The 22,537-nt window shown below is 69.7% G+C and carries 26 protein-coding genes and 1 tRNA gene; 14 read left to right on the top strand and 13 right to left on the bottom strand.

The window, feature by feature from the left end:
* Positions 1-62: 62 nt before the first annotated feature.
* Both CLT68_RS09735 and CLT68_RS09730 read right to left on the bottom strand, forming a co-directional pair.
* Positions 63-686: a hypothetical protein gene (locus tag CLT68_RS09735; protein WP_099850285.1), complete on the bottom strand. Its 624-nt coding sequence runs from the start codon at positions 684-686 to the stop codon at positions 63-65.
* A 13-nt stretch (positions 687-699) separates the two neighbouring features.
* On the bottom strand, positions 700-1,281 hold the full coding sequence (locus tag CLT68_RS09730) for a DNA-3-methyladenine glycosylase I (RefSeq protein WP_099856976.1): 582 nt from the start codon (positions 1,279-1,281) through the stop codon (positions 700-702).
* A 137-nt stretch (positions 1,282-1,418) separates the two neighbouring features.
* On the opposite strand from CLT68_RS09730, the gene CLT68_RS09725 reads away from it, so the two are divergent.
* A complete protein-coding gene (locus CLT68_RS09725; protein ID WP_099850283.1) occupies positions 1,419-2,312 on the top strand; it encodes a sterol desaturase family protein in 894 nt (297 codons plus the stop codon).
* Here CLT68_RS09725 and CLT68_RS09720 read toward each other — a convergent pair.
* Positions 2,257-2,754, bottom strand: coding sequence for an SRPBCC family protein (locus tag CLT68_RS09720; RefSeq protein ID WP_099850281.1), 498 nt, complete (start codon positions 2,752-2,754; stop codon positions 2,257-2,259). The two genes, CLT68_RS09725 and CLT68_RS09720, sit on opposite strands and share 56 nt — an antisense overlap.
* Entirely contained in the window at positions 2,751-3,353 is a 603-nt protein-coding gene (locus tag CLT68_RS09715; protein WP_099850279.1) for a DivIVA domain-containing protein, read from the bottom strand. Before CLT68_RS09715 ends, CLT68_RS09720 begins: the two co-directional genes overlap by 4 nt.
* Before the next feature lie 155 nt (positions 3,354-3,508).
* Here CLT68_RS09715 and folP point away from each other — a divergent pair, with 155 nt between their 5' ends.
* Positions 3,509-4,378 carry a dihydropteroate synthase gene (gene folP / locus CLT68_RS09710; RefSeq protein ID WP_099850277.1) on the top strand — a complete coding sequence of 290 codons (870 nt, stop codon included), beginning with the start codon at positions 3,509-3,511 and terminating at the stop codon, positions 4,376-4,378.
* Between the two features lie 67 nt (positions 4,379-4,445).
* Here the strand turns inward: folP and ndhC are convergent, their stop codons facing one another.
* Positions 4,446-4,823 carry an NADH-quinone oxidoreductase subunit A gene (gene ndhC / locus CLT68_RS09705; RefSeq protein ID WP_088951356.1) on the bottom strand — a complete coding sequence of 126 codons (378 nt, stop codon included), beginning with the start codon at positions 4,821-4,823 and terminating at the stop codon, positions 4,446-4,448.
* 129 nt (positions 4,824-4,952) lie between these two features.
* Between ndhC and CLT68_RS09700 the strand changes: the two genes are divergently transcribed.
* The 3 genes from CLT68_RS09700 (at position 4,953) to CLT68_RS09690 (ending at position 9,546) form a co-directional block, all read left to right on the top strand.
* On the top strand, positions 4,953-6,386 hold the full coding sequence (locus CLT68_RS09700; protein ID WP_099850275.1) for a hypothetical protein: 1,434 nt from the start codon (positions 4,953-4,955) through the stop codon (positions 6,384-6,386).
* 285 nt (positions 6,387-6,671) lie between these two features.
* Positions 6,672-8,519 (top strand): 2-oxoacid:acceptor oxidoreductase subunit alpha, encoded by a 1,848-nt coding sequence (locus CLT68_RS09695; RefSeq protein ID WP_099850273.1) that lies wholly within the window; start codon positions 6,672-6,674, stop codon positions 8,517-8,519.
* The gene (locus CLT68_RS09690; RefSeq protein WP_099850271.1) at positions 8,512-9,546 is read left to right on the top strand and encodes a 2-oxoacid:ferredoxin oxidoreductase subunit beta; all 1,035 of its coding nucleotides are present in this window, start codon (positions 8,512-8,514) and stop codon (positions 9,544-9,546) included. The genes CLT68_RS09695 and CLT68_RS09690 overlap by 8 nt, the downstream gene beginning before the upstream one ends.
* A 69-nt stretch (positions 9,547-9,615) precedes the next feature.
* Here the strand turns inward: CLT68_RS09690 and CLT68_RS09685 are convergent, their stop codons facing one another.
* Positions 9,616-10,260 (bottom strand): FMN-dependent NADH-azoreductase, encoded by a 645-nt coding sequence (locus CLT68_RS09685; protein ID WP_486482124.1) that lies wholly within the window; start codon positions 10,258-10,260, stop codon positions 9,616-9,618.
* An 82-nt stretch (positions 10,261-10,342) separates the two neighbouring features.
* Here CLT68_RS09685 and CLT68_RS09680 point away from each other — a divergent pair, with 82 nt between their 5' ends.
* The gene (locus CLT68_RS09680) at positions 10,343-10,822 is read left to right on the top strand and encodes a MarR family winged helix-turn-helix transcriptional regulator (protein WP_185755183.1); all 480 of its coding nucleotides are present in this window, start codon (positions 10,343-10,345) and stop codon (positions 10,820-10,822) included.
* Positions 10,823-10,839: 17 nt separating this feature from the next.
* Here the strand turns inward: CLT68_RS09680 and CLT68_RS09675 are convergent, their stop codons facing one another.
* Positions 10,840-11,853 carry a potassium channel family protein gene (locus CLT68_RS09675; protein WP_099850266.1) on the bottom strand — a complete coding sequence of 338 codons (1,014 nt, stop codon included), beginning with the start codon at positions 11,851-11,853 and terminating at the stop codon, positions 10,840-10,842.
* Positions 11,854-12,005: 152 nt separating this feature from the next.
* On the opposite strand from CLT68_RS09675, the gene CLT68_RS09670 reads away from it, so the two are divergent.
* The 4 genes from CLT68_RS09670 to CLT68_RS09655 all read left to right on the top strand — a co-directional run bounded on the left by CLT68_RS09670 (position 12,006) and on the right by CLT68_RS09655 (position 14,561).
* Entirely contained in the window at positions 12,006-12,503 is a 498-nt protein-coding gene (locus CLT68_RS09670) for a helix-turn-helix domain-containing protein (protein ID WP_099850265.1), read from the top strand.
* 134 nt (positions 12,504-12,637) lie between these two features.
* Positions 12,638-13,237, top strand: a complete 600-nt coding sequence (locus tag CLT68_RS09665; RefSeq protein WP_088951348.1) for a ClpP family protease — start codon at positions 12,638-12,640, stop codon at positions 13,235-13,237.
* Between the two features lie 73 nt (positions 13,238-13,310).
* Positions 13,311-14,078: a hypothetical protein gene (locus tag CLT68_RS09660; RefSeq protein WP_143743156.1), complete on the top strand. Its 768-nt coding sequence runs from the start codon at positions 13,311-13,313 to the stop codon at positions 14,076-14,078.
* A gap of 132 nt (positions 14,079-14,210) precedes the next feature.
* Positions 14,211-14,561: a DoxX family protein gene (locus tag CLT68_RS09655; protein ID WP_099850261.1), complete on the top strand. Its 351-nt coding sequence runs from the start codon at positions 14,211-14,213 to the stop codon at positions 14,559-14,561.
* A gap of 610 nt (positions 14,562-15,171) precedes the next feature.
* Here CLT68_RS09655 and CLT68_RS09650 read toward each other — a convergent pair.
* A complete protein-coding gene (locus CLT68_RS09650; RefSeq protein WP_143743155.1) occupies positions 15,172-15,876 on the bottom strand; it encodes a hypothetical protein in 705 nt (234 codons plus the stop codon).
* A 148-nt stretch (positions 15,877-16,024) separates the two neighbouring features.
* Positions 16,025-16,537: a SigE family RNA polymerase sigma factor gene (locus CLT68_RS09645; RefSeq protein WP_099850257.1), complete on the bottom strand. Its 513-nt coding sequence runs from the start codon at positions 16,535-16,537 to the stop codon at positions 16,025-16,027.
* A gap of 122 nt (positions 16,538-16,659) precedes the next feature.
* On the opposite strand from CLT68_RS09645, the gene CLT68_RS09640 reads away from it, so the two are divergent.
* Positions 16,660-17,202, top strand: coding sequence for a hypothetical protein (locus CLT68_RS09640; RefSeq protein WP_486482123.1), 543 nt, complete (start codon positions 16,660-16,662; stop codon positions 17,200-17,202).
* 186 nt (positions 17,203-17,388) lie between these two features.
* On the opposite strand, the gene CLT68_RS09635 is transcribed toward CLT68_RS09640, so the two are convergent.
* Positions 17,389-17,461 (bottom strand) — tRNA-Arg (locus CLT68_RS09635).
* Positions 17,462-18,129: 668 nt separating this feature from the next.
* On the opposite strand from CLT68_RS09635, the gene CLT68_RS33735 reads away from it, so the two are divergent.
* From CLT68_RS33735 to CLT68_RS09620, 3 genes are all read left to right on the top strand, one after another.
* Positions 18,130-18,291 carry a hypothetical protein gene (locus CLT68_RS33735; RefSeq protein ID WP_486482122.1) on the top strand — a complete coding sequence of 54 codons (162 nt, stop codon included), beginning with the start codon at positions 18,130-18,132 and terminating at the stop codon, positions 18,289-18,291.
* 141 nt (positions 18,292-18,432) lie between these two features.
* Entirely contained in the window at positions 18,433-19,695 is a 1,263-nt protein-coding gene (locus CLT68_RS09625; protein WP_099850255.1) for an ATP-binding protein, read from the top strand.
* Positions 19,696-19,801: 106 nt separating this feature from the next.
* Entirely contained in the window at positions 19,802-20,533 is a 732-nt protein-coding gene (locus CLT68_RS09620) for a MerR family transcriptional regulator (protein ID WP_099850253.1), read from the top strand.
* Positions 20,534-20,579: 46 nt separating this feature from the next.
* Here the strand turns inward: CLT68_RS09620 and CLT68_RS09615 are convergent, their stop codons facing one another.
* The 3 genes from CLT68_RS09615 to CLT68_RS09605 all read right to left on the bottom strand — a co-directional run bounded on the left by CLT68_RS09615 (position 20,580) and on the right by CLT68_RS09605 (position 22,521).
* Positions 20,580-20,948, bottom strand: coding sequence for a type 1 periplasmic-binding domain-containing protein (locus CLT68_RS09615; protein WP_143743154.1), 369 nt, complete (start codon positions 20,946-20,948; stop codon positions 20,580-20,582).
* Between the two features lie 40 nt (positions 20,949-20,988).
* Positions 20,989-21,672 carry a DUF3159 domain-containing protein gene (locus CLT68_RS09610; RefSeq protein ID WP_099850249.1) on the bottom strand — a complete coding sequence of 228 codons (684 nt, stop codon included), beginning with the start codon at positions 21,670-21,672 and terminating at the stop codon, positions 20,989-20,991.
* Between the two features lie 105 nt (positions 21,673-21,777).
* Positions 21,778-22,521: a MerR family transcriptional regulator gene (locus tag CLT68_RS09605; RefSeq protein ID WP_099850247.1), complete on the bottom strand. Its 744-nt coding sequence runs from the start codon at positions 22,519-22,521 to the stop codon at positions 21,778-21,780.
* Between the last annotated feature and the right edge of the window lie 16 nt (positions 22,522-22,537).

The raw sequence follows: 22,537 nt of genomic DNA, 5'->3' as shown, positions 1-22,537 counted from the left end.
GGAAGTGCTGGCCGGCCTGCGCCGAGTCCAGCTCGGCTCGACCGACACTCCCGAAACACGCCCTAGTCGTCCTCTTCCGGATCCTGATTGGCCTCTGCGCCCAGCACGAACGCCTGCATGGCCAGCTCGTCACCGGCCGGCGACACGAAGGCGGGCAGCTCGCGGGGGCCCAGCTCCTGCACGTAGGACCAGAACAGCCGGACCGCCTCGGCCGGCGTGGCGGCCTCGATGGGCAGGTCGAGGCTGACCAGCCAGGTGCGCCGCGCCGGGGGCGGGCCGAGCTGGTCGGCCAGCGCCCGGAAGGCCGCCGGCTCCAGCGCGGTGACCGGCCCGTCGAGCGTCAGCAGGTCGGCCTGCGCCGGCTCGTCGAAGGCCCTGCGGGTGTACGCCACGACGAGCGTCCCCGGCTCGACCGGGGACTGGGGGTCGTCCGGGTCTTCGCGATGGCGTTGACCCGGCGCGGTGACCCGGCCGAGCGCCACCAGCCGCGGCGGCGCGTCGACCAGCACCGCCACCTGGTCTCCCGGGCCCGGTCGGACGACGTCGGTCAGACCGGTCAGCTCCAACGTGTCGTGGTGCACGAGCCGCTCGGCTTCGTACCGTTCGGCTGGCAGCAGCACGGCCCAGGTGCCCACCCCGTCGGCACGGCCGGGGCCACCGGCCCGGTACGCGGTCTCGGTCGTCATGTCTGCCATCTCATCATGTCGCCGATGGGAGGGTGACGTGACAGCCGACGATGTGATCGTCGACCATGCCGGTGGCCTGCATCAGCGCGTACGCGGTGGTCGGGCCCACGAACCGGAAGCCGCGCTTCTTGAGCGCCTTGGCCATCGCCGTCGACTCTCCGGTGATCGGCGCCAGCTCGGCGAACGAGGCGGGACGGGCCGGCCGGCGCTCCGGAGCGAAGGACCAGAGCAGCGCGGACAGCCCCTCCGGCAGCTCCAGTGCGGCGCGGGCGTTGGCGATCGCCGCCTCGATCTTGGCCCGGTTACGGACGATGCCCGCGTCGGCCAGCAGCCGGGTCACGTCGGCGTCGCCGTATCCGGCGACGGTCGGGAGGTGGAACTCGTCGAAGGCCAGCCGGAACGCCGGGCGCTTGCGCAGGATGGTCAACCAGGACAGGCCTGACTGGAACGCCTCCAGCGTCATCCGCTCGTAGAGCGCGTCGTCGCCGCGCAGCGGCCGCCCCCACTCGGTGTCGTGGTAGACGGCGTAGTCCGGGGTGCTCGACCCCCACGCGCAGCGCGCCAGGCCGTCGGCGCCGATCACCAGGTCTGTCACCTCGTACACGCTAGGGCATCGCACCGACACCCCATTGCCACCGGGCGTTCGGCTGCCTAAGGTGCTTGTTACCGACCGGTAGCTCGGGGTCACCCAGCGGTGTGCCCCGACCGGCGACGGCGAGCGGAGGCCGCGCGATGAAAGAATTCCCGGACGTCATCGCCTGGTCGATCCCGGCCTTCGTGCTGCTCATCGTGCTGGAGCGGGTCTCCTACCTGCTGCACCGAGACGACGACGAGGTCGGCTACGGCGGCGCCGACACCGCGACCAGCCTGGCGATGGGCCTGGGCAGCATCTTCACCGACCTGCTCTGGAAGGTGCCGATCGCGGCCGCGTACGCGCTGCTCTACGCGCTCACCCCGCTGCGGGTGGCCGAGGTCTGGTGGACCTGGCCGCTGATCCTGCTCGCGCAGGACTTCTTCTACTACTGGTCCCATCGCGGCCACCACGTGATCCGGATCCTCTGGGCCTCGCACGTGGTGCACCACTCGTCGCAGCGGTTCAACCTCTCCACGGCGCTGCGCCAACCGTGGACCGGGCTGACCAGTTGGGTCTTCTACATCCCGCTGATCCTCATCGGCGTACACCCGGCGGTGGTCGCGTTCTGCGGCTCGGTCAACCTGCTCTACCAGTTCTGGATCCACACCGAACGCATCGACCGTATGCCGCGCTGGTACGAGGCGGTGTTCAACACCCCGTCGCACCACCGGGTGCACCACGCCTCCCAGGGCGGCTACCTGGACCGCAACTTCGGCGGCATCCTGATCGTCTGGGACCGGCTCTTCGGCTCCTTCGCCGCCGAGCGGGAGCGCTGCGTGTACGGCCTCACCAAGAACGTCGGCAGCTACAACCCCGTCCGGGTGGCCTTCCACGAGTACGCCTCGATCGCCCGGGACCTCCGCGCCGCGGCGACCTGGCGGCATCGGGTCGGGCACCTCTTCCGAGCGCCGGGCTGGCAGCCGGCACCGGGCGCGGTCAGGGCAGTTGGCCCTGCTCGACCAGACGGGCGAACCTCTTCAGCGCCTGGGTGAGGCCGAGCTTGGAGCCGGGCCAGAGCAGCGGCCAGGCCAGTCGACCGGCCCGGCCGCCCGGCAGGTGGAACCACTCGTGCCAGACGACCTGGGTGCGGGCCCGGCCCAGCTGGGTGCAGCGCAGCACGCCCGGCCCACGCAGCAACTGACCGTGGTGCACGACGCCGATCTCGTACGGTTCGTCGACCCGGACCACCCGCATCTCGTCGCGCAGCGTGGCCCGGCCGACCGCGGTCACCGCCTCGATCCGGCTGCCCTCGCGCCCGTCACCTTCGACCACCCGGACACGGGTGAACGGGATCCAGTCGGACTGGCGCTCCCAGGCGAGCAGCGCGGCGAAGACCTGCTCCGCCGGGGCATCGACGATCACCGTGGCGGTCACCTCGCCGGCGCCGGGTTGGGCTGCCTCCCGAAGATCGTCAGCGCCTCCCGGGTCGGTCACGCCGACTCCGACCGGACCACCACGTCGCGCTGCCCGGTGCCGTCGGCGGAGGCGCCGTCGGTCTGCTCACGATCGCCGTCGGTCGGCTCACGATCGGTCGGCTCGCCGTCGAGCGGGGCCACACCGTCGGAATCCGCCGGAGACGACGTGGCGGCGGGCAGCGGGCCGGCGTCGGAACCCACGACATCGGTCGATGACGTGCTGTCGTCCGGGTCGGCCACGTCCGCGTTCGTCGCCTTGCTGGCGGACTGCTCACGGGCCTGGCGCAGCGCCTCCGCGTCGTCGGTGCGGCCTTCACGCAACGCGGTGACCTCCGCCTCCAGTACGCCGATCAGCTCGGACTTGTAGCCGATGTCGTAGGCGGCGCGGCGCATCGCCTGATCGACCTGGGCCATCCGGTACCCGCGCAACCCGGTGTCGAAACGGACCGCCCCCACGTCGGATTCGCGCAGCGGACGGGTGCCCGGCAACGCCACGGCCTGAGAGTCCGGTTCGGTGGGCACCAGGCCGGGATCACGGCCGCTGACCAGCACCGTCACACCGAATATCACCGCCGCGACGGTCAATGCCACGACCAGAAGGAGCAGAAGATGACCCATGTACTGATCGTGGCATGGCAGCCGGCCAGGAGCGACCCCGCCACCCGTTCCGATCATGATCGGTGCGGACTCCCGCCCACGGTTCTCCTCCGTCGACCGACTAGCGTCGGGACGGGCCGACGCGGCGGCGACGGCGCGGACTCTCAGGAGGCGGCATGGCGGGGGCGCTTCGGCTGGGTGGGCGCACGTTCGCCCCCGGCGAGCTGATGGTGATGGCGATCATCAACCGCACGCCGGACTCGTTCTTCGACCGGGGGGCCACCTTCGCCGCCGACAGCGCCCTGCGCGCGGTGGAGCGGGCGGTGGCCGAGGGCGCGGCCATCATCGACATCGGCGGGGTCAAGGCCGGCCCCGGCGCGGACGTGGGCGCCGCCGAGGAGATCCGGCGCACGGTGGACACCATCGCCGCCGTCCGGGCCGCGTTCCCGGAGGTGGTCATCTCCATCGACACCTGGCGCGCCGAGGTGGCGACGGAGGCCGTGGCGGCCGGCGCCGACCTGCTCAACGACACCTGGTCGGGTGCCGACCCGGCGCTGGCCCGGGTGGCCGCGCAGACCGGCGCGGGCCTGGTCTGTTCGCACGCCGGCGGCCTGGTCCCCCGGACCAGGCCACACCGGGCCGCCTTCGACGACGTGATCGCCGACGTGGTGACGACGGTGACCGGTCTCGCCGAGCGCGCGGTGGCGGCAGGGGTACGCCCCGACGGCATCCTCATCGACCCGGCACACGACTTCGGCAAGAACACCCGGCACTCCCTGGAGATCACCCGCCGACTGGACGAGCTGACCGCGACCGGCTGGCCGGTGCTGGTGGCGCTCTCCAACAAGGACTTCGTCGGCGAGACGCTGGACCTGCCGGTGGCCGAACGGCTGGAGGGAACGCTGGCCGCGACGGCGGTGTCGGCCTGGCTGGGCGCCCGGGTCTTCCGGGCCCACCAGGTCGGCCCCACCCGCCGGGTGCTGGACATGGTGGCCTCGATCCGGGGTGACCGCCCGCCGGCAGCGACCCGTCGAGGACTGGCCTGACCGGTCGTCGCCGTAACCGACCGGGAACGGCCGGGCGGGCCGAGACGATCGCCGGAGGTCGCGACGCTCAGGTCCAGCGGAGGATGTTCCTGCGCCAGGCATAGAGGATGCCGAGCGCGAGCACCGCCACGAACACCGCCATCTCCACCACCGTCACCAGGCCGAAGCCCGGCCGGTCGAAGACCACCGCCCAGGGGAAGAGGAACACCGCCTCGACCGCGAACAGCACGTACAGGTACGCGTACACGTAGTAGCGGATCTGCATCTGCGCCCAGTCCGCGCCGACCGGGTCGAGACCGCACTCGTAGCTGGTCCGTTTGCCGGGCGGGTCGGCCGGACGCGCGGGACGTAACACCCGGTTGGCCGAGAACGCCGTAACGAAGAACAGGACGCTGGCGAGCAGTAAGAGCCCGAGCGTCGCGTACGAGCCCAGGTATCCGGTCACAGTTCGGGAGCCTACCGTCCGCCCGGCGGCGTCGTCCCAAACACGTTACGGATTTGTTTCCGGACGGGACTAGTGCACCAGGGCAACTGTTACCGAATACTGGACCCCCACCCACGGCACGGAGGACAGATGGCCCGCGTGAAGGCATTGCCCGGTCTCCGGGCGGAGGTGCGACGTACCGCGCCCTCGCTGGCGGCCGCGCTCGCGCTCGGCCTGCTCACGGCGCTCGCCGTGGGACCGACCGGAGCCAACGCGGCGCCGCCGGAGCCCGAGCCGGTTGTGATGGTGACCGACCCGGTCAGCGAACCGGAGACCACCGCGTCGCAGGATCCGACCCCGACCGAGGAACCAACGGATCCGGTGCCCACCGACCCGGCACCGGAGACCACCGCACCCGCGCCGGAGACGACGCCACCGCCACCGGTGACCACCGCCCCGGAGGTGCCTCCGGCACCGACCACCACCGCGCCCGCGCCCGGCGGACCACCGACGGCGGTGCCCCCGATCGCGCCGCCACCCCCGGTCCCGCCGGTCCGCCCGCCTCCCCCGGGCTCGGCGGCGCCGCCACCGCCGAGCCCGTTGGGCGTCCAGGTCACCACCCAGGACGTCACCCTCACCGAGGCCTACTGGAACGCCGCCAGCACGGCCACCACCTTGCAGGTCACCGTCAACAACACGGGCACGACCGCGCAGCGGATCCGGCTCTCGTACACGCTGCCGGCCGGGCTGACCGACGTCGGCACGAAGGGCTGCACCGCCGCCGGTAACAGCACGTACCGCTGTGGGGCCTGGACAGCCGAGGCGGGCGTACGGTTCAGCGCCCTGCTCCGCCTGCGGGTCGACGGCAGCGCGTGGAAGCAGATGCCGCTCGCCGGCTCCGTCCAGGTCGTCGCGGACGCGCCGGGAGTGCCCGGGGAAGCAAAGGACGACCAGGGCTTCGCGGTGCTCTTCCCGCCCGGCCCGCCGGCGGCCGGTATCGCTCTCGCCGCCGATGAGGTGGCCTTCGACATCAGCGGCACCGCCAGCACCCTCGCGCTCCGACTGGGCAACACCGGCGCGGTGGACGCCACCGGCCAGGTCGAGGTCGTGCTGCCACCCGGGGTGACCGTTCCGACTCCGCCGCCCGGCTGCGTGGCGGTCGACCCGACCCGGACCCGCTGCGACGCGGGCCTGGTGGCGGCGGGTAAGACCGCCGAGTTGCGGCTGCCGGTGGAGGCGACGCCGGAGGCCCAGCGGGCGGCACCGCTGTCCGGTGCCCTGATCGGTCAACTCGACCCACGCAGCGGCGCGACCCGGCAACTCCAGATGAGCTTCCGGATCACCGCTGCGGCCGCGCTGGCCACGCCGGTGGTCTCACCGCCCGCACCGACCGGTTCCCAGGGCGTACTCCCCGGGGGTGCTGCCAACGGCGACGGCGGGCTGACCTCGGTGCAGCGCACCGCGATCATCCTGATCGTTGTCTCCACGCTGCTGGTGGTGCTCGCCCTCACCCTGGCCACTGTCTCGCTGCGCCGCCGCCTCAACGGCCCGGCACCCGGGCCCGCGCCCAACCCGGTCGAGTGATCACCACGGTGACCCGGTCGGGGTCGCCGTGGTGATCCGGTGGTGATCTGAATTACGGCGGGCGGGGCGTAACACCGCAAACCGGAGCAATCCGCAGCGGTTAGGGGTCCCAGTCGGCGGACCTCCGGGGATGGTTAGGGCTCCCTTAGACGTAGGCTCTCAGGTGAGGTACGACAGCGGCCGGACCAGCCTGGGGCGGTGCGGTGACACGTTGCGTCAAGGAGGTTCCGTGGCCGGGCATGGCGAGTTTCTGCGAGCCCCGCAGTCGCGAACGAAGGTGGCACAGTGACCAAGCAGATCCGTCAGCTCGACCGGGTGGTCATCCGATTCGCCGGTGACTCCGGCGACGGCATGCAGCTGACCGGCGACCGGTTCACCTCGGAGACGGCGCAGCTCGGCAACGACATCTCCACGCTGCCAAACTTCCCCGCCGAGATCCGGGCTCCCGCCGGCACCCTGCCCGGTGTGTCGAGCTTCCAGGTGCACTTCGCCGACTACGACATCCTCACACCGGGCGACGCGCCCAACGTGCTGGTGGCGATGAACCCGGCGGCGCTCAAGGCCAACCTGGCCGACCTGCCGCGCGGCGCGGACATCATCGTCAACACCGACGAGTTCACCAAGCGCAACCTCGCCAAGGTCGGCTACCAGGCCAGCCCCCTGGACGACGACTCGCTGGCCGGCTACGTCGTGCACCCGGTGGCGCTGACCTCGATGACGGTCGGTGCGCTCGCCACGTACCAGGTGTCCAAGAAGGACGCCGAGCGGTCGAAGAACATGTTCGCCCTCGGCCTGCTCTCCTGGATGTACTCCCGGCCCTTCGAGTCGACGCTGCGCTTCCTGGAGCGCAAGTTCGCGGCCCGTCCGGAGCTGGTCGCGGCGAACGTCGCCGCCTTCAAGGCCGGCTGGAACTTCGGCGAGACGACCGAGGACTTCGCGGTCCGCTACGAGGTCAAGCCGGCGAAGATGAAGCCGGGCACCTACCGCAACATCACCGGCAACGCGGCGCTCTCGCTGGGGCTGGTCGCCGCCGGGGTCCGGTCCGGGCTGCCGGTCTTCCTCGGCGCATACCCGATCACGCCCGCCTCCGACATCCTGCACGAGCTGAGCAAGCACAAGCGCTTCGGCGTTCTCACAGTGCAGGCCGAGGACGAGATCGCCGCGGTCGGCGCAGCGCTGGGCGCGTCGTACGGCGGCTCGCTCGGCGTGACCACCACCAGCGGCCCCGGTGTGGCGCTCAAGAGCGAGACGATCTCGCTCGCGGTGGCATTGGAGCTGCCGCTGGTGATCGTGGACGTGCAGCGCGCGGGCCCGTCGACCGGCATGCCGACCAAGACCGAGCAGGCCGACCTCAACATGGCGCTCTACGGCCGGCACGGCGAGGCGCCCGTCGCGGTGATCGCGCCCCGGTCACCGTCGGACTGCTTCTTCGCGGCGCTGGAGGCGGCCCGGATCGCGCTGACCTACCGCACTCCGGTGATCCTGCTGTCCGACAACTACGTCGCCAACGGTTCGGAGCCGTGGCTGCTGCCCGACGTGGAGTCGCTGCCCGACCTGCGGGTCGAGTTCGCCACCAAGCCCAACGGCGACGACGGCACCACCTTCCTGCCCTACCTGCGCGACCCGGAGACCCTGGCCCGCCCGTGGGCGATCCCCGGCACCGCCGGGCTTGAGCACCGGATCGGCGGCTTGGAAAAGGCCGACAAGACCGGCGACATCTCGTACGACCCGGCCAACCACGACTTCATGGTGCGGACCCGGGCGGCCCGGATCGAGACGATTCCGGTGCCCGACATCGAGGTGGAGGACCCGGACGGCGACGCCCGGGTGCTGGTCCTCGGCTGGGGCTCGACGTACGGGCCGATCGGCGCGGCCTGCCGCGGGGTGCGCCAGCGTGGGCTGTCCATCGCCCAGGCGCACCTGCGGCACCTCGCCCCGATGCCGGCCAACCTCGGTGAGGTGCTGCGCTCGTACGACAAGGTGGTCATCCCGGAGATGAACCTGGGTCAGCTCGCCCACGTCATCCGGGCGCGCTACCTGGTCGACGCGATCAGCTACAACCAGGTCCGCGGCCTGCCGTTCACGGCCGCCGAGCTGGAGACGACGCTGGAAGAGGTGCTGAAGAATGTCTGAGCCCGTCGCCCTCAAGCTCACCGCGAAGGACTTCAAGTCCGACCAGGAGGTGCGCTGGTGCCCCGGCTGCGGTGACTACGCGATCCTGGCGGCCATCCAGCAGTTCATGCCGGAGCTGAACATCCCCCGGGAGCGCACGGTCTTCGTCTCCGGGATCGGCTGCTCGTCGCGCTTCCCGTACTACATGAACACGTACGGGATGCACTCGATCCACGGCCGCGCCCCGGCGATCGCGACCGGCCTGTCGGTGTCCCGGCCCGACCTGTCGGTCTGGGTGGTCACCGGCGACGGCGACGCGCTCTCCATCGGCGGCAACCACCTGATCCACGCGTTGCGGCGCAACGTCAACCTCAAGATCCTGCTGTTCAACAACCGGATCTACGGTCTGACCAAGGGTCAGTATTCGCCCACCTCCGAGGTCGGCAAGGTCACCAAGTCGACCCCGGCCGGCTCGGCGGACGCCCCGTTCAACCCGCTCTCGCTCGCGCTCGGCGCGGAGGCCAGCTTCGTCGGCCGGACCATCGACTCGGACCGTAAGCACCTCCAGTCGGTGCTGCGGGCCGCCGCCGAGCACGAGGGTTCGGCGTTCGTGGAGATCTACCAGAACTGCAACATCTTCAACGATGGGGCATTCGAGCAGCTCAAGGACCCGTCCACGCGGGACGACTACCTGATCCGCCTGGAGCACGGCCAACCGATCACCTTCGGGGCCGACGGGCAGTTCTGCGTGGTGCACCCGCCGGGTGGCTTCGGCCTGGAGGTCCGGGAGACCAGCTCGGTCCGCCCGGATGAGATCGTCGTGCACGACGCGACGGTGGCCGACCCGGCGTACGCGTTCGCGCTGTCCCGGCTGCCCGGTCTCGACCTGCGCAACACCCCGATCGGTGTGTTCCGCTCGGTGGACCGGCCGTCCTACGACAGCGTGGTGCAGAGTCAGCTCGCGGCCGCCAAGGCGACTGTCACCGAAACTCCCGAGCAGCAGCTCGCCAGCCTGCTGGGCAGTGGCGACACATGGACCATCCTCTGACCCGTACGGCATGACGAACGGCCGTCCCCGTTTCGGGGGCGGCCGTTCGTCATGCTCGGCGCCGGTTGTTCAGCGCTGGGCGGAGGCCGGCACCCAGAGGTTGTCGATCTGCTTCTCCGCCGCCGCGAGGCTCGCCTCGTGCAGCGGGATCAGCTCGGCCATCGCCGGCACCGAGGGCGCCAGGGTCAGCTCGGCATGAATGAAGCGCGGCTCCAGGCCGGTCATCGACAGGCCGTGCGGGAGCCACTGCTCCGCGTGGTCCCAGCCGTGGCGCGGGGTGCCCTCGCCGTAGCCGCCACCCCGGCTGGCCAGCACCACGAACTCGCGTCCACCGAGCAGGCCCTCCTGCGTCGTCGGGTCGTAAGTGAGGCCGGCGACGATCAGGTGGTCGACCCAGGACTTGACGCTGCTGGGCGCGCCGTAGTTGTAGAGCGGCAGGCCGAGCAGCACCACGTCGGCCCGCTTCACCTCGTCGACCAGCCGCCCGCTGAGCTCCCAGGACTCGCGCTGGGCCGGGGTGTGCTGGTCCGGCGGCGTCATCCGAGCCAGCCCGCCGTCCGCGTCCAGGTGCGGCAGCGGCTCGGCGCCCAGGTCCCGGTAGTCCACCGTGCCGTCCGGGTGGGCCGCACGCCATGCGGCGACCGCGCGGGCGGTGAGCCGCCGGCTGATCGACCACTCACCGCGGATGCTCGAGTCAATATGCAGAAGATGCATGATTCCCCCTCCAAGGATCGTCTGTGTAGCGCCAACTATTTATAGCAGGCAGATGTTCCAATCGCTCGGTAGACTGGGTCACATGTCCGCCCTGGCCCCAGATCCCTCGGAGCACCGCTCGGGCGCGCTCCTAGACCACCTGGCCCGGCGGATGCGCCTGCGGTCGGAGTCGGTGCTGGCGCCACTGGGCCTGCGACCACGGCACCTGGTCGCGCTCACCGTGCTGCGGGACGGCGGCGGCAGCAGTCAGCAGGCGCTCGCCAGCACCCTGGAAATGGACAGCACGAACATCGTCGGGCTGCTCAACGACCTGGAAGCGAAGCACCTGGTCGAGCGTCGCCGCTCACCGGAGGACCGCCGACGGCACGTCGTCGAGTTGACCGAAGACGGTGCGAAACACCTCAAAGAGGCCGAATGCGCCCTAGCTGGCGCCGAGGACGAGGTGCTGACCGCACTGGGACCCGCCGAACGGGAGACGCTCTACGAGCTGCTCCGGCGGGCCGTCTCCGCGACACCGGTCATCTGCACCGAAGCGCTCCGCGCCGACGTCGACAACTGCTGACGGCGGCGGCCGGAGGATCAGGCGGTCGTCGCCGACTGCGGGCGGTCGTCGCGTACGTGCACGAGCATGTCGCCGGTCTCGATAACGGCACCGGCCCGGTCGGCCAGGCTGACCACCTTGCCCCGCCGCACCAGGGCGATCACCAGTGACTCCAGCTCGCGCGGCGAGCGACCCACCTCGCTCCGCTCGGCCGAGCGCATCGCCAACGCCATGCCCTGACCCGGGGTGAGCAGATCCTCCACCACGTCGATCAACGGCGGGGCCGAGGTGGACAGACCGAGCAGCCGGCCCGCGGTGGCCGAGGAGACGATCACGTGGTGCGCGCCGCTCTGCTTGAGCAGCGGGGCGTTCTCCGCCTCCCGCGCCGCCGCGATGATCCGGACCTGCCCGGCGGTGAGCTGCCGTACCGTCAGCGCGACCAGCACCGAGGCGTCGTCGCTGTCGGTCGCGATGATCACGGCCTTCGCGTTCTTGACGTGCGCCTCGTTCAGCACTGACGATCGGGTCGCCGAGCCCTCGATCGCCACCAGCCCGGCGGAGGTGGCCTGCCGCAGGGCGGCGGCGCTGCGCTCCACCACCACGATCCGCGACCGGTCCAGACCGTTCTCCATCAGGGCGGAGACAGCGCTGCGCCCCTTGGTGCCGTAGCCGCAGATGATGACGTGGTCCTTCACGCTTCTCCTCCACCGCGACAGGCGACGGCCGGTCCGGTACTGCTCGGTCAGAACTTCCAGGGTGGTGCCGACCAGGATGATAAGGAAAATCACCCGGGCGGGGGTGATGAAGAGGACGTTGACCAGCCGGGCCGACGGCGAAGCCGGGGCGATGTCGCCGTAGCCGGTGGTGGAGAGCGACACGACCGCGTAGTAGAAGCAGTCGAGCAGGGTGAGGCCGTCCCCGTTGACGTCGCGGTAGCCGTCCCGGCCCAGGTAGACGGCAGCGACCACGGCGAAGACCAGGCCCAGGGCGGCGGCGAGCCGTAGGCTCAGCGCGCTCAGCGGGCCCCGGCGCTGCGCGGGGAAATGGATCACCGTCGAACCTGCCCCGCCACCGTCGCCTGCACGCCCACAACATAGCGGTTACGGCCCGCTTCGCACGTCCGGGTCGCTCGCGGACAACCTGGACGGCCCGGGACGGGCATGATGAGGGTGTTCCCGACGACGACCGCGAAAGTGAGGCCGGCATGTCGTTGCTGCGACGAGTCATCGGCGGAGTGCTACGCCGCCACCGGCAGCGTCAGGGCCGCACGCTGCGCGAGGTGGCTGCATCGGCCGACGTCTCGGTGCCCTACCTCTCGGAGGTCGAGCGGGGCCGGAAGGAGGCCTCGTCGGAGGTGCTGGCGGCGATCTGCCGAGCGCTCGGCATCAGCCTCGCCGACCTGCTCGGCGAGGCCCGCGACGATATGCGTCGGGTCGAGCCCCGCCTCCCGGCCGCGCCGCGCGCCGCGCTCACCCACCTGGAGCGGTTCGATGCGACCCGACGCGAGATCGGCAACGCCACCCTGCTGGTGGGTCCACGTATCGGCGGGTTCGTCCTGCACCACGGGCCGGTGGCGAGCGAGCCGGCCCTCAGCGTCGCCGGAAAAGCCTCCGCTGGTGGCTCGCGCCCCGGTCCGCGTACCGCCGCCCTGGCTGACAGCGCACAGACCCGGCTGGGCCTGCGGCGGCTGACCGCCGCGTAGGCCGCGTGGGTTCTGCCGTCGGCGGATCTGCCGGCGGCAGAATCACTGGGCTCGCCACCGCCGCCGCGCGCACGCTGAAGGCGCCGGTCCCCCGGGCGGTCCCATCGCCCGCCGGCACCGTGAGGCGGCGGCACATGATCGAGTACGGCGTACGGATGCTGGACGGCCCGCAGGCGTCCTTCGGTGACCAGGTGTTCGAGCGGCTGCTGCGCGAACGCATCGTCTTCCTCGGCACCGAGGTGACGGAGGAGTCGGCCAACCAGATCTGCGCGCAGATCCTGCTGCTCGCCGCCGAGGACGCCAAATCGGACATCTACCTCTACATCAACTCGCCGGGCGGGTCGGTCAGCGCGGGAATGGCGGTCTACGACACGATGCGCTACGTCCGCAACGATGTGGCCACCCTGGCGCTCGGCTTCGCCGGCTCGATGGGGCAGTTCCTGCTGTGCGCGGGGGCGGCCGGCAAGCGGTACGCGCTGCCGCACTCGCGGATCATGATGCACCAGCCCTCCGGTGGAATGGGCGGGACCGCCTCGGACATCACCATCCAGGCGGAGAACATGCTGCACGTGAAGCGGACGATGCAGGAGCTGACCGCCCAGCACAGCGGACGGACGCTGGACGAGATCCAGCGCGACTGGGACCGGGACCGCTGGTTCACCGCCGAGCAGGCCCGGGAGTACGGCCTCATCGACCAGGTGATCACCCGAGCCGAGCAGCTACCGGCGGTCTGAGCCACCCGCTGGCCTGGTCTCGGCGGCGGCACTCGGGCAATATCGGTAGCGCTCGCCCGTTAGGGTCACGTCTATGCGTCGACTGATCCCAGCCCTCTCGATTGCCCTCGCCGTGACCCTCGTCAGCGGCTGCGGCACCAATTCCGGCGACCCGGCGGCGTCATCGTCCTCCGCCGCGCCCGCAGCGTCCAAGGTCGAGCCGACCGCCGCCGTCAAGCAGGGCATGGACCGCAGCCTCGCCGGCCCGCTCACCATGGATGCCTCAGTCAAGGCCGGCAACCAGTCGATCACCATGAGCGGAAAGATGGACCCTGCCGCCCGCACGCTGCACTTGACCGGCAAGGCCCCGGAACCGATCGAGGCGCGGCTGATCGGGGATGCCGCCTACCTCAAGTCGGACTCGCTCGACGGCGAGAAGCCGTGGATGAAGATCGACCTCACCAAGCTCAGGCCGAACAGCTCCTTGCGCCAGTCCTTCGACCTGAAGTCGCAGACCGGCCTCATCGGCGGCGTCGTGTCCGCCCAGGAGGTGGGCGGCGGTCGGTACACCGGCGTCGCCGACCTGGAGAAGGCCGCCGAGGCGGCCAGCAGCGAAGCCGGGATGCGGGAGGGCCTCGAGTCGACCGCCAAGCTGGCGAAGGACCCGAAGGCGGTCCCGTTCGAGGCGACTCTCGACGCCGACGGGCGCCTCACCGCGCTCTCCTACACGATCGCCACCAAGAAGCTGGGTGACCTCGTCACCGAGATGCGCATGAGCGACTTCGGCAAGCCCGTCACGGTGGACGCGCCGCCCGCCAGCGAGACCGAGGCGGCGTCCGAGGAGATGTACAAGTTCCTCTGACCGGTCGGCTGGTGGGCTGCGGGATACCCGCAGCCCACCCGCCATTGTCTGTGCCCCAGCTCACAGCGCCACCGGTAACAATCCGTTGGACCAGCCCGTCCTTGAGGCAGCACAAACCACAAGGGAGGGCACATGTACGCCGCTTATGTCACGGTCACCATCCTCGCCTCGGTCTTCACCGGCGTCGCCGCCGTCACCTACCTGATCGGCCACGACTACCCGAAGGCCCAGATGGACATGAAGCGCCTCCCACGGGCCTGGATGCCGAGGTTGGGCACGGCGTTGGCAGCCGGTGCGTTGGGGCTCCTGGCCGGGTTCGCCGTGCCACTACTGGGGACACTCGCCGCCGCCGGCCTCGTGTTGTACTTCGTCGGCGCGCTCATCGCGCACCTGCGGGTAAGTTCCCGCCAGCTCGTGGGATGGGCGGTGTTCTTCTCCACCTCGGTGGCGGCGCTGGCCCTGAATCTCGTCCACCACTGGTGATCCGCCCGAGCCGGATGGGGCTTCGCGCGGTGACGTATCCGGCCAATGGTCTTCGGCGGATCTTCGAGGTGCCCCCGGCAGGATTCGAACCTGCGCCACACGGTTTAGGAAGAAACTAGCGCCGCCTGCGCTGCCTAGCGTCCTACCAGGACGTATTTGGAATGATTCCCGGCTGGTGCGCCTGATGATTCCGCGCATGTTCCGAATTTTGCTACACGGCCAGACTAGTTGATTACAAGCTTCGCGCGTCGCGTCTGCACCCGTCGGACAGCCGCTACATGCCGGAACTTCGTCCGTGCTGGGGCTTGTCAGCGTGCCGACTTACAGCGGCGTTGCAGTCGACAGCCCTTTCGCTGGTGATCCAGGCCGCTTCTCTCTCGGAGTCGTCGTAATCCGGTGCCTACGCACCGCCGGCGGCTCGAAGCCGGCCAGCACGCACATACCGACATCGCAGGCGATCGTGGCCGAATCGTCCAGCAAGTTCGCCGAATTGGAGTAAAGGATAACGGTGACGGCAGCGCGACGAGGAAGGCGCACAAACGCGGCTTTAGGCAGGAACCCCACACGACGGGTGGATGCATAGATCCGTCTCCACCCGTCGTGTGGGGTTTCAATCGACGTCGACGTGGAACCGGTCGCTGACGGCGAGGTCGGCGAGTTGCTGGGCGGTGAACGGCAGCTTCTTCAGCTCCGGCGGTGCCGTCCAGTATCTGTCGGGCCTCGAGATCTGGGCGACCTTGACCAGTACCCCGTCCGGGTGCCGGTACCCGGCCCACTGGGCGAATCGCGGGGGGTCCTCGTTCCAGCGGGCTTGCGCCACCCCTACCTTCGCTTGGCTGGCGGTCACCAGCTGGCATGTTCCGCGGGGGTGGGGCCAGATCTCCAGCGCCAGGTCGCAGCCGTTACCCTGCCACCGGTTTCCAATTGGAGACTGCGGGGTGTGCACCTCGACCATCACCAGCCCGGTCTGCTTCCCTTGGCGTACGTTGAAGTACGCCTGGTAGAACCCTAACGAAAACGCCTTCGGATCAAGCGGATTCAGCGGGTCGTCTCTCACCACGGTGTACCCGGCGGGCAGGGCGGCAATGAGATTGTTGAGCATCTCCCGTGCCCGGTTATTGCGTGCGTCCCACTCCTCCTGCGGCAGGTCCGGCGATCCCAGGTGCGGACAGGATGCCGGTGTGCACCTCACGGCACCGGGCGGCGTGGTCGCCCTCGGATCCGCCGCGCTGTTGGAGGGCGGCTCGGTACCCGCCGGACGGTAGCTACTTCCGCTGCCCAGCACGCCGGTGAACCCGACGGCGGCGACCAGCACGACCGCTGTCGCCGACCCGGCGCAGAACGAGACGACACGGCGTCGGAACCGGGCGCGGCGACCAGCAACGAGCGTGTCCGCTGCACTCATCGGTGGGGGAGGGCTCGTGGTCGCCATGACGTCGCGTAGCGCTCCTCGAAACTCGTCCTCATTCATTGATTCCCTCCCTGTTAGTAGCCAAAGTCGGTGCCAGCACCCGGCGCAGCGTTTCTAGCCCCCGCGCAGCCTGGCTTTTCACCGTTCCAGGCGAGCACCCCAGCAGCGACGCGGTCTCTTCGACGGACAGGTCCTCCCAGTACCGCAGGACCAACACGGCCCGCTGGCGAGGAGGTACGCCCGCTAGCGCCCGCAGCAAGACAAGCCGTTCTTCCGGCGAGTCCGCAGTCACGGCCTGTTCCACTGCCTCGCTGGTGACGCGTTCCTGTCGCCACCAGCCACGTCGCCGCTCATCGAGGAAGGTCCGCAACAGGATCTGCCGCACGTACGCGTCGAGTACTTCATGCCGAGATGTGCGATTCCAGGCCATGTAGAGCTTCGTGAACGTGGACTGGACCAGGTCCTCCGCCCGATGCCAGTCGCCACACAACAGGTAGGCGGTCCCGCGCATGGCGTCTGATCGCGCCGCGAAGTACGCCGCGAATGCGGCGTCACGATCGCTCATCCGATGCCTCCGATTCCCCAGTCGGGGATAGTCACGCAGGTTCCGGCTCCGGAGGTTGCATCCAATGAGAAATTCGCAGGGCTGCAGATGGAAGCCGCGCCGCGCTCCGTCCGGCAGAGGCATTGGCGCTGCGAGAGCAGGACTGCGACCTTCCCGAGACGGGATGGGGTCGGCTGACGCTGGCCAAGAGTCGACCCCAGGCGGGCAAGCGGTGGACCGACAGCAGCCAGGTCCATGACGACCGAGGGCTGAAGCACCGTGCCGAGGACGAGCCGCGCGGCGTGCCAATCCCACCCGCGCTCGTGGCGATCCTGCGCGCCCACATCGGACGATTTGGCGTCACCAAGGATGGCCGGCTATTCCAAAGTGAGCGGGGCAACGTCGTTGCGGCCTCAACCTACTCACGCGTGTGGGAAGAGGCACGTCGGCTAGCTCTGACGCCGCGCCAGGTTGACTCTCCGCTGGCTGGTCGGCCGTACGACCTGCGGCACGCCGCCGTGTCGCTGTGGCTCAACACTGGTGTACCGGCAACCGAGGTAGCCGACCGGGCCGGACACTCCGTGGACGTACTGCTGAAGGTCTACGCCAAGTGCATCGACGGCGCGGAGGCCACCGTCAACGACAGGATCTCTGAGGCTCTGACCGGGATGGCATGGCCCGTGTGACGGTCGCCGTTCCGGATCTTGCCTCGGTTGTGTCGACTGACCTGGTCGGATGCCTTCAAGGTCATTCCGCTCCCGTTCCGCGACCTACGACAACGGCGGCTTCCGGCGGCCTGCGGCTGCACATCTGTTCCAATTGAACAGCATTTATATGCGCAGCTCAGGTGGCGTTTCGACTGCGTATTGAAGTGCCCCCGGCAGGATTCGAACCTGCGACACACGGTTTAGGAAACCGATGCTCTATCCCCTGAGCTACGGGGGCGCGAGGGCCTAGTCTAGCGACCTGGGGGTTCACCTGGGGTGCCAGGGAGTGGCCCACGTTCACCCACGTTCCCCGGACCGCCGTTCTCCCAGCCCAGGGCCACAGCCCGAGCTTTTAGGTCAACGAGGAGTTGAACGGCGCTGTCGTACTCGCGGGGTTTCTTCGTGGCGATGAGTTCGTCGACCCGCTGCCATGCGGCGGGTCGGTCGACCGCGATTCGACAAAGAGGCCAAGCATGCTTGGCCTAGCGTAGGAGCCTACGGGCATGGGCCGGTTCGCCGAGGATGAGTTGCACGGGTTGTCTCCAGGTATGAGGCGACGCGCGCGGCCGCGTTGACCGAGCGGGACGAGCAACTCCGGGCGTTTCACGCGGCCGGTTGGCGGCCGGTGGATCTGCAGCGGGTCACCGGGTACAGCCGGGAGACGATCCGTCGGGCGCTTCGACCAGAGGTCCGGCGGGCGACCAACATCAGCCGGCGCCGGACATCACCCCAGCCGTCGGCGGACTACCGGCCCTACGGTGGCCGGAGGCCCTACGTGGGCGGCCGGAACGCTTGCCGAACTGCACGGCCCAACCGAGGGCACGGTGTCGCTTCGCGTCACCTCGACTGGTCCGGGCGCGCCGAGTACAACCTGAACCGGACCGCGCGCCTGGCCAGCATGTACAAGTGGTGCTCACCGAAGCCGCCACGGTCGAGGATCTGAACACCTGGCTCGATGCCGACCTCCTCCGGCGGCTCTGGCCCCACCCTCTGGCTTCCTCCCAGCTCCGCCAGCGCTGGGAGGAAGCCTTCCCCGACCTCGCCGCAACCCGCAGCAACGCGACGTAGCCGTGGACCTCCTCCACGAACCGCCTCGCCCGCGTGGCCCGCAGATCGAACATCAGATGACCGCGTACCGAACGCGCCCGCTGCCGCAAATCGAAAGCGGAGGTCCTCGCAAATCGAAAACCCGGCCGCTACCATAACCCCGTGCCCACCTCGCACCTGATCCCCCGCCGCGCCGCCGCACAGGTCAACGCTGCTCTGGCAGACACCCGCGTCGTTTTGATCAGCGGCGCACGCCAAGCAGGCAAGAGCACCCTGGTCCGCCTTGTTGCCGGCGATCTTCTGGCCGAGCGCCGCGATCTTGATCGGGCTCAGGACCGGGCGGCGGCGATCGCCGATCCGGTCGGGTTCGTGGACTCCTCCGAACTCCTGGTCATCGACGAGATCCAGCGCGCTCCAGAGCTCCTGTTGGCCATCAAGGCCGCCGTTGACGAGGATCCCCGTCCTGGCCGGTACCTGCTCACAGGCTCATCTCGGCTGTTCGGCATGGTGGCTGCGCCGGACGCGCTGCCCGGCCGGATGGAGACCGTCGAACTCTGGCCGTTCTCCCAAGGCGAACTCGACGCAGCGCCGGACGGATTCATCGACGCCGTCTTCACGCTCGGCGCGGACCTGCGACACGAGTCGGACGTGACCCGCGCCGACTACGCGGCCCGAATCGTGCGCGGCGGCCTACCCGAGGCCACCACCCGAACCGACCCGCGCCGCCGCCAACGATTCCTCGACGCCTACGTCCAGGCCCTCATCGACCGCGACGTCCGGCAGCTGTCCGACATCCAGCACAAAGGCGAGCTACGCCGGCTGGTACGCCTCCTCTCGGCCAGATCCGCGACCATCATCGCCGCAAACTCCCTCGAATCCGCCCTCGGACTAAGCCGGCCGACGATCGCCCGCTACCTCCAAGCCCTGGAAGAAATCTTCCTGATCAAACGGATCCCCGGCTGGTCCCGCAACCTGGGCACCCGCGCCACCGCCGCGCCAAAACTGATCTTCGTCGACTCAGGCATCGCCGCCAACGAAATCGCGACCGACGCCCGGGCACTGCTCCGGCCGGGCGCACCGTTCGGCCCGCTGCTCGAATCATTTGTCCTGTCCGAGTTGTCCCGGCAGCTCACCTGGTCCAAGCAGTTCGTCGACCTGTCCCACTACCGCGACCAGAGCAGGTACGAAGTCGACGCGGTGCTGGAGAACAGAACCGGCCAGGTGGTCGGGATCGAAGTCAAAGCAGCCACCACTGTCGGGCCCGACGACTTCCGCGGGCTACGCCGACTCGCCGACCGCCTGGGTGACGACTTCATCGCCGGCATCGTCCTCTATACCGGCACCTCCACGCTGCCGTTCGGCGACAGACTCCGCGCCATGCCGGTCAGTGCCCTGTGGCAGGTTTCCGCCCCGACAGCAGACTGACCTCGGCGATGCGGGAACAGGCTGGACCATGCCACCCCGGCGTGGTCTCCACCGGAGCCGGGCGGTGCCAGGGCACCGAGGAACTGCCGTCGAACGGAGGTACGCAATGGGCTGGAGCACTCGGGAGATCGCCCAACTGGCCGGCACCACCCTGCGAGCGGTGCGCCACTACCACGACATCGGCCTGCTGGCGGAACCGCACCGGCACGCCAACGGCTACAAGCAGTACGGGGTGGATCACCTCGTCCGGATCCTGCGCATCAGGCGTTTGACGGACCTGGGGTTCTCGCTGTCTCAGATCGCGACGATGGATGACATCGACGGTCATCCGGAGGAGGCGCTGCGCGCCCTGGACGCCGAACTCGCGGCCACCATCGAACGCCTGCAACGCGCCCGCCTCGAACTCGGCGTCATCCTGCGACAGCCCACACCGGCGGAACTACCATCCGGCTTCGCCGCAGCCGACGTCGTGGCAGAAATGCCGCAGGCCGACCGGTCGTTCGTCGTCGTGCTGACCCGGGTTTTGGGCGTCGAAACCATGCGGGCCTGGACGGACATGCTGCGCAAGCCCGTCACCGACCCGGTCGCCGAGCGGTTCAACACGCTTCCCCCCGACGCCGACGAGCAGACCCGCGCCGCCGTGGCCCGGGACCTGGCCCCCTACGTACGCGCCCTGGAAGCGGAGCACCCCGGAGCGAAGATCACGAACGCCGGCACCCGGTACAGCGCGCGCTACGTCCAGCAGGCCGTCGGCAAGGCCCTCGCGGAGCTCTACAACCCCGCACAGCTGGACGTCCTCCGGCGCACCAACCGGCTGCTCACCGAACCGCACCACTGATTGTCCGGTCCGCTGGTGGCGGGTGACCTCGGCCGGTGCCGCGAAGTCACCGGTGGCCCGACACCTGGTCGTGCTGCCGACCGCGGTCACGGGCGAAGCGTTGCAGGATCCGGACGTACAGCATGGCCATGCAGCCGCTGAGAGTGGCTATGACGATCGCCGCCGGGACGCGTCCGGCGGCGACGATGTCCGCCACGACGAGCATCGACGCCATGAACGCGACGACGCCGAGCGCGGCGTAGACCCTGTCCTGCACGTCCGTCCAGCGTCGCATCGCGCCGCTGGTCTGCCGTTCGGTGCTGCGGGTATCGATGAACAGTGCGATCAACAGGACGGGAACCACCTGCATCGCCATTTCGTAGAGGGCCATCTTCATGCCTTTCCAGGTCGTTCGTCGCCGCGCCAGGCGACGCATCGGTGCCGCCGAAGGCGGGCGCCGGTGGGCGGGCATCCCGTCATGGGTTGGTCCGGATGAGGCGTCCCGTGCTGCGGCGGAAGGCCCACACGATGACCAGCGCGGCCAGCACGGTGAGCGGGGTGCCCATGACGACCCGGGCGATGCCCAACCCGCCGGTGCTGTCCGTCAGGTAGAGCCACTGCTGGATCGCGAACCGCGATCCGAACACCGACGCCGCGGCGAGGGTCGCGACATCGTGCGCCACCCGCACGGCGCGGTCGGACCGCCACGCATGCGTTCCACCGTGTACGGCGTTCCAGACGACACCGGTCAACGGCCGACGGGCCAGCACCGATGCGAGCGTGACGACGAAGCCGGCCAGCGACGCCCAGATGCCGATCACGAAGAAGTCCCGCGCGGAGCCGGTCCACAGGACGATTCCGGCAGCCACTGCCACCCCGAGCAGGCTCCCGATCGCGGAAACGAAGCGCTCTCCCCGCAGCAGCCGGAAGATGAACAACGCCAGCCCGGTCGCGACGGCGACGCCGATGGCGACAGGGAGCGGCAGGAACGCGTTCGCCGTCACGAACACGATCACCGGAACAGTCGAGTAGGCGAACCCGGCAACGCCGCCCGTCTGGCTCAGGATGGTGGAACTGGTGGCCTGTTCAGCGTCGTCAGGGCGGGCGGACCCGCGATGGCGCCCCGGCGTCGCGCTCGGTTCTTCCTCGTCGGTAAGCATCGGGACAATTAGCAGCCATGCCCCAGCGGCACACTCAAGCCCGCACGACACGGGTGTGGTCGACCTCACGGGTCTACGAGCCGGTCGCCTCGTGGACGGGCAGGTTCACTCAGCGAAATCGTCCCGGTCGAGGATGACGTTGGCGCGTTGCAGGACGTCGATCTGCGCGGGCTCGTACAGTTCGACGACCGCGTGGAGGAAGACCGACCAGTTGCGTGGCTCCTGGCCCGCCGCACTCTGCTCCGCCAACTCCCGCAGCCGTGGGTATTTCTGCCGGTTGCGGTCGATTTCGGGGGCGAGCCGCTCGGCCAGGCGCTGCCGGGTCCCCTCGCTCGCGTCCTCGGTCAGGGCGCCGAGGTCCTTCTCGGCCGCGGTGGGGGCCACGGTGCGCGTCTTGCGCAGTGTGTTCAGCACCGACGGCTCGAAGACCCGTGAGCAGACGAGCAGGAAGGCCCGTTCGTCCTCGGAGAGGTTGCCGGCGAGGTGGCCGAAGCCTGGCGGCAGGTCGACGCGGTCGGGGTGCCGCAGGATCCCGGCCAGTTCCTCGCGGATCCGCTGCTGACGCTCGATACTGGCCGCCAGTTCGGCGTCGAGGGCGCGGAACGTCCGTTCCGCGCCCTCGGCCGAGTTGTCCATAGCGGCGATGTCGGCCAGGGGCACGCCCAGATCCACCAGGCGTCGGATCCGCAGCAGTCGGATGAGGTGTCGAATCCGGTACTGCTTGTAGCCGTTGGCCGCCCGCCCGGGCTCCTCCAGCAAACCGATCCGGTGGTAGTGCCGGACGGTCCTCAGCGTGGTCCCGGCGATCTCGGCCAGCTCACGCGTGCTCCAGCCGCCCTTGTTCCGCATGCCGCCATCGCACACC

The organism is Micromonospora sp. CNZ299 (assembly GCF_002754415.1).
Note: the sequence above shows the minus strand (reverse complement) of the source record. Positions and strands in the feature narration are given on the sequence as shown.